The following is a 6370-nucleotide window of genomic DNA, read 5'->3' as shown; positions in this document are numbered from 1 at the left end:
GGCTGCTGCCCCTGCCGCGGCACCCGCTGCTGCCCCTGCGGCCGCTCCTGCCCCCGCCGCTGCGGCCGAAGCCGCACCTGCTGCAGCAGCAGCCCCCGTGCCCAACAAGGGCGACACCGCCTGGATGATGACTTCCACCATCCTCGTGATCCTGATGGTCCTGCCCGGCCTGGCCCTGTTCTATGGTGGCCTGGTGCGCAGCAAGAACATGCTCTCCGTACTGATGCAGGTCATGGTCACGTTCTCGATGATCGTGGTGCTGTGGTTCATCTACGGCTACAGCCTGGCATTCACCGAAGGAAGTGCGTTCATTGGCGGCTTCGATCGCCTGTTCATGAGGGGCATCTGGGACAACGCGGCCGGTACCTTTGCCAATGCCGCGACCTTCAGCAAGGGTGTCGTGATTCCGGAAGTGGTGTTCGCAGCCTTCCAGGCCACCTTTGCCGGCATCACCTGTGCCCTGATCGTCGGTGCCTTCGCTGAACGCATCAAGTTCGGTGCCGTCATGCTGTTCATGGTGCTGTGGTTCACCTTCAGCTACCTGCCGATCGCCCACATGGTGTGGTTCTGGATGGGCCCCGATGCCTACACAGGCAAGGAAGTTGTCGATGCCATGACCGGCAAGGCCGGCAAGATCTGGCAGTGGGGTGCGCTGGACTTCGCTGGCGGTACCGTGGTGCACATCAACGCTGCTGTGGCTGGCCTGGTAGGCGCCATCATGGTGGGCAAGCGCATCGGCTACGGCAAGGAAGCCATGGCTCCGCACAGCCTGACGCTGACCATGGTGGGTGCTTCGCTGCTGTGGGTGGGCTGGTTCGGCTTCAACGCCGGCTCCGCACTCGAAGCCAACGGCTTTGCCGCCCTGGCCTTCATCAACACGCTGGTGGCCACGGCCGCAGCCGTGCTGGCCTGGTGCATCGGTGAGGCGCTGGCCCGCGGCAAGGCATCCATGCTGGGCGCTGCCTCGGGTGCCGTCGCCGGTCTGGTGGCCATCACGCCAGCTGCTGGCAACGTGGGCATCGGTGGTGCGCTGGTCATCGGCCTGGTGGGTGGCTTTGCCTGCCTGTGGGGTGTGAACGGCCTCAAGCGCATGCTGGGTGCTGACGATTCGCTGGACGTGTTCGGCGTGCACGGCATCGGCGGCATTGTCGGCGCACTGCTGACCGGTGTGTTCAACGCCCCTGGCCTGGGTGGCCCCGGCTATGTGGCCGACTGGGTCACGGCCACGATGGTGACGTCTGCGGACTACTCCATCGCCGCACAGGTGTGGACCCAGGCCAAGGCAGTGCTGCTGACCATCGTGTGGTCGGGCGTGGTGTCCTTCATCGCCTACAAGATCGTGGACCTCACCGTGGGTCTGCGTGTCTCAGAAGAGGCCGAGCGCGAAGGTCTGGACATCACATCGCACGGCGAAACGGCGTACAGCCGTTGACGGGACCGGCCGGGGCTGCAGTGTCTGGTGGTGCCGCAGCCCTGGCCCCCTGCCTTTTTGAACCGTTTGATTTTTCTGCGAGAGTCTCCTCGGAATCCTCCTGGGATCCCTTGGCCCGCCACCCGGCGGGCTTCTTTTTGAGCAACCCGCCTTTCGGCGGGTTTTTCATTGGCGGGCTGCGCGGGGCCCAGCGCCCATCGCGGGCCTCACGCCGGCCGTTCAAAAAATTCACGGCCACGCCAGGTGCCCTGGCAGGGTGCAGCCGCTACGATGCACGGCATGGATTTCGCCCTTTCCCAGATCACCGAACGCGTGCGCGCCGCTGCTGCCGACCAGACCCCTTTGCGCATCCGCGGCGGCGGCAGCAAGGACTTCCACGGCCTGGCGCTGCATGGCGAGGTGCTGGACACCCGGGTGCTCAGGGGCATCGTCGACTACGAGCCGAGCGAACTGGTGGTCACCGTGCGCAGCGGCACGCCGCTGGCCGAGCTGGAAGCGGCCCTGGCCGCCCAGGGCCAATGCCTGCCGTTCGAGCCCCCGCATTTCGGTGCGCAGCCGCAGGCCGCCACGGTCGGCGGCATGGTGGCGGCCGGCCTCTCGGGTCCGGCGCGCGCCAGCGTGGGCGCCGTGCGCGACTACCTGCTGGGCGTGGTGCTGCTCAACGGCCGGGCCGAATTGCTGACCTTTGGCGGGCAGGTCATGAAGAACGTGGCAGGCTACGACGTACCGCGCCTCGTGGCCGGCTCCTGGGGCACGCTGGGCCTGCTGACCGAGGTCAGCCTCAAGGTGCTGCCGGTGGCGCCTGCCGAGGCCACGCTGCGCTTCGCATGCGGGCAGGACGAGGCGCTGCGCCGCCTGCATGCCTGGGGCGGCCAGCCCCTGCCCCTCAATGCCAGCCGCTGGCAGGATGGTGTGCTGCACCTGCGCCTGCGCGGCGCCGTGGCCGCCGTGGAGGCCGCCTGCCGCAGCATGGGCGGCGAGCGCCTGGAGGGTGCCGCCGTGGCCGCCGACTGGAGCGCCTGCCGCGACCAGTCCCTGCCCTGGTTTGCCGCGCGTGCGCCCGGGCAGGCGCTGTGGCGCCTGTCGCTGCCGGCCACCGCGCCCGCGATGGCCCTGCCCGGTGGTGGGCAACCCCTGGTCGAATGGCATGGTGCGCTGCGCTGGGTGCAGGCGCCCGAATCCGCAGGCGATGCGCTGCGCGAAGCGGCGCGGTCCGTGGGTGGCAGCGCGGCGATGTTCCGCGCGCCCGCGGCGCGCGAGCCCGGCGGCGCGGGGCATGCACCCCTGCCATCGCGGGCCCTGGAGCAGATCCATGGGCGCCTCAAGCACAGCTTCGATCCGGCCGGCATCTTCAATCCCGGGCGCATGGCGGCGGGCTGGTAGGGCCGAGCCGATCCGTCGGCCGCGGCCGAACCCTTCAACTGTCAGGCATGCACCATGCAAACCCAACTGTCCCCTGAATACCGCGCCCGCGCCGATGGCCAGCAGGCCGAGGCCATCCTGCGCAAGTGCGTGCACTGCGGCTTCTGCACCGCCACCTGTCCCACCTACCAGTTGCTGGGCGACGAGCTCGACGGCCCGCGCGGCCGCATCTACCTGATCAAGCAGGTGCTCGAGGGGCAGGCGCCCACGCGTGCCACCCAGATGCACCTGGACCGCTGCCTGACCTGCCGCAACTGCGAAAGCACCTGCCCGAGCGGTGTGCAGTATGGCCACCTGGTGGACATCGGCCGCAAGATCGTGGACGAGAAGGTGCCACGCCCCCTGGGCGAGCAGGCCCTGCGCTGGGCACTCAAGGAAGGCCTGCCCTCGCCCCTGTTCGCCCCGGCGATGAAGGCCGGGCAGATGCTGCGCGGCCTGTTGCCCGCGGCCCTCAAGGCCAAGGTGCCGGCGCCTCAGAACCCGGGCGCCTGGCCCACGGGGCTGCATGCGCGCAAGGTGCTCATGCTGGCCGGCTGCGTGCAGCCCGCGATGATGCCCGGCATCAACACCGCCACGGCGCGCGTGCTCGATGCGGCGGGCATACAGACCCTGGTGGCGGCCAAGGCGGGCTGCTGCGGTGCCGTCAAGTTCCACCTCAACGACCAGGAGGGCGGCAAGGTGCAGATGCGCGCCAACATCGATGCCTGGTGGCCGCTGGTCGAGGCGGGCGGGGTGGAGTGCATCGTCATGAACGCCTCGGGCTGCGGCGTCACCGTCAAGGAGTACGGCCACATCCTCCAGGACGACGCGCAGTACGCGGCCAAGGCGGCGCGCATCAGCGCGCTCACACGCGACCTGTCCGAGTTGCTGCCGGACCTGCTGCCCGAGCTGGCCGAGCGCCTGGCGGGGCGCGTCAGGCTGCCGGACGGCGTGCAGTACGCCTACCACCCCCCCTGCACGCTGCAGCACGGGCAGAAACTGCGCGGCGGCGTGGAGACGCAGCTCGCCAGGCTGGGCTTCACGCTGCGCGTGGCGCGCAACGAATCGCACCTGTGCTGCGGCTCGGCCGGCACCTACTCGGTGCTCAACCCCGGCCTGTCCTACCAGTTGCGCGACCGCAAGCTCGGGGCCCTGGACGAGGCCTTTGGCGAGCAGCCGCCCGCGGCCATCCTCTCGGCCAACATCGGCTGCATCACGCACCTGCAAAGCGGCACGGCGACCCCCGTGCGCCACTGGATCGAGGTGCTGGACGAAGCCATCGCCGCAGGGCGTTGAGCGGCGATGGCGCGCCGGCCGGATGGTCGGCCAGGGCCCGCATTAGGCGCCAGGCGCCAAGGCTGGCATGATTGAGGGTTTTCTTGCCCCCTTCCCTTTTCCGCTACGCCATGACCGACAACGTGCCAGAACAAGAACAGAAGATCGCCGCGCCCGCCGCCGCTGCCCCCACGGCAGACCAGGCCGCATCGGCCGCGCCCGCCGTGGCCGAAGCCGGAGAGGGCGCCACCACTGCGCCTGCCGACAAGGCCCGGCGCAACCGCGGCGGCCGGGGTGGTCGCAGCAGCAACAACGGCAATGGCCAGCGCGGCGCACGCCAGCGTGCCCCGGAGGCGGCTGCCCAGGCCGCAGACGGCGCACCAGCGGGCCCGTCGGGCCAGCGCACGCCGCCGCGCACCCACCCTGTGCTGGAGCAGCTGGCCGGCCTGTACCCGCAGCTCTTTGGCGCGGTGTTCCGCCCGCTCAAGCGCGGCATCTTCCAGGACCTGCAGGCGGCCCACCCCGAGCTGTTCGAGCGCGAAGCGCTCAAGGTGGCACTGGGCATCCACACCCGTTCCACCCGCTACCTGCAGAGCGTGGCCGCAGGCGACAAGCGCCATGACCTGGCGGGCCAGCCGGTGGAGGCCATGGCCGCGGAGCATGTGCACCATGCGCTGCTGGAGGTCTATCGCCGCCGAAAGAACAACAAGGCCCGCGCCACCGAAGACCTGTTGCCTAAGCTGCGCAACCGCATGGTCCAGGCCTTCGAAGCCTCGGGCCTGACGCGCGAGGCCTATACCGAGCTGGTGTCCGGCCGCGACGACGAGGCCAATGCCCTGCTCGAAGAGGCCTTTGCCGAGTGGTCGGCACGCAATGCCCGCGACGAAGCCCTGCTGCGCGCCTTCGAGGCCAGCGGCCAGACCCTGGAAGCCTTTGCCGACATGTACGGCATGGCGGCCCGGGCCGTGGGCCAGACGCTGGAGCGCGCCCGCCGCTACCGCGCCGTGGTGGTCGCCGCAGCGGTTGCTGCCCCCGCCCCCGCGGCCGATTGAGCCGGGGCGCCGCTGCTGACACTGCAGTGGCAGCAGCCATTGCAGGGCCTCGAACGGCACTCTTTCCTCTCGCACCTGATTGCAATTTGTCCCCGGTGGCGCCATCCTGCTGACACCAGGTTGTCAGCAGCAGGCCGGCACCATCGGGGCTCATTACAACCAATGAGAGAGAGAAATCCGCATGCCACCCGTTTCTGAAAAGATTCGTGCCTTCCGCGTTGCCGGCATTGCCGTGCGCACCCGCAACAGCGACGAGATGAACCCCGAGACCTCCCGCATCGGAGGCCTGTGGGACCGCTTCTTCAGCGAGAGCTGGGAGCACAAGCTGCCGCGCCCCGGGGCGGACGGCCGCATCTTCGGCGTCTACAGCGCCTACGAATCCAACGAGCATGGCGCCTTCGACGTCACGGCGGGCGTGGATGCCCCCGAGGGCGCGGACATCGCGGGCGGGGCCACGACGGTGGAGATCGAGGCGGGCGACTACCTGGTGTTCCACGGCCAGGGCACCATGCCGCAGATGGTGATCGATGCCTGGGGCGAGGTCTGGCGCTACTTCGGCGAGAACCCGCAGATCAGGCGCCGCTTCACCACCGACTTCGAGGCCTACGCCGGCCCCGACCGCGTGGCCATCCACATCGGCGTCTAGGCCGCTGCACCGCTGCTGCCATGGCCACCAGCTCCTGGCGCGAGAAGCTTGCCGCCTATCGGCACCTGCCGCAGGTCAAGCCCATCCCCGAGCCCCTGCGCGCACGCCTGGGCGAGGGGCGCATGCTGGTGCCCTCGCCGCTCGACGTGGATGCCGCCATGCGCCGTGTTCCCGCAGGGCGCTGGACCACGGTGCGGGCCCTGGCGGCGGACATGGCCCAGGCGCAGGGCGCCGATGTGGGCTGCGTGGTCACCACCGGCATCTTCGCCACACTGGTGGCGCGCGCTGCCGACGAGGCCGAGCAACTGGCAGAGGCCCAGGGCGCTGGCGCCGAGCAGCCGGACGGCACGCCGTATTGGCGCACGCTCAAGGCCGACGGCAGCCTGAACCCCAAGTACCCGGGCGGCGTGGAGCGCCAGATGCAGCGGCTCGAGGCCGAAGGCCATGTGATCGAGCAGCAGGGCCGCTTGCTGCGCGTGCAGGACCCGGCGGTCCCAGCCCCCGTCCCGCGCCCACGCCGCCGTGGCGTGTCTGCAGGCTAAGGGCCTGTCCGTCTTCATTCCT

6 protein-coding genes are annotated in these 6370 nt (G+C 69.8%); all 6 read left to right on the top strand.

What is annotated here, in order from left to right:
* The coding region (locus PMI14_RS05015; protein ID WP_007850577.1) for an ammonium transporter at nucleotides 1-1432 on the top strand (1432 nt) is incomplete at its 5' end.
* A gap of 270 nt (nucleotides 1433-1702) precedes the next feature.
* Nucleotides 1703-2815, top strand: a complete 1113-nt coding sequence (glcE, locus tag PMI14_RS05010; RefSeq protein WP_007850576.1) for a glycolate oxidase subunit GlcE — start codon at nucleotides 1703-1705, stop codon at nucleotides 2813-2815.
* Nucleotides 2816-2869: 54 nt separating this feature from the next.
* Nucleotides 2870-4129: a glycolate oxidase subunit GlcF gene (gene glcF / locus PMI14_RS05005; protein ID WP_007850575.1), complete on the top strand. Its 1260-nt coding sequence runs from the start codon at nucleotides 2870-2872 to the stop codon at nucleotides 4127-4129.
* A 110-nt stretch (nucleotides 4130-4239) separates the two neighbouring features.
* The gene (locus PMI14_RS05000) at nucleotides 4240-5160 is read left to right on the top strand and encodes a ProQ/FINO family protein (protein ID WP_007850574.1); all 921 of its coding nucleotides are present in this window, start codon (nucleotides 4240-4242) and stop codon (nucleotides 5158-5160) included.
* 181 nt (nucleotides 5161-5341) lie between these two features.
* Nucleotides 5342-5806 carry a GyrI-like domain-containing protein gene (locus tag PMI14_RS04995; RefSeq protein ID WP_007850572.1) on the top strand — a complete coding sequence of 155 codons (465 nt, stop codon included), beginning with the start codon at nucleotides 5342-5344 and terminating at the stop codon, nucleotides 5804-5806.
* Nucleotides 5807-5826: 20 nt separating this feature from the next.
* On the top strand, nucleotides 5827-6348 hold the full coding sequence (locus tag PMI14_RS04990) for an MGMT family protein (RefSeq protein WP_007850569.1): 522 nt from the start codon (nucleotides 5827-5829) through the stop codon (nucleotides 6346-6348).
* Nucleotides 6349-6370: the final 22 nt, after the last annotated feature.

The sequence above is a fragment of the Acidovorax sp. CF316 genome (genome assembly GCF_000276605.1).
GTDB lineage: Bacteria > Pseudomonadota > Gammaproteobacteria > Burkholderiales > Burkholderiaceae_C > Acidovorax.
The sequence above is the reverse complement of the archived record's forward strand: the minus strand, read 5'-3'. Positions and strand labels throughout refer to the sequence as shown.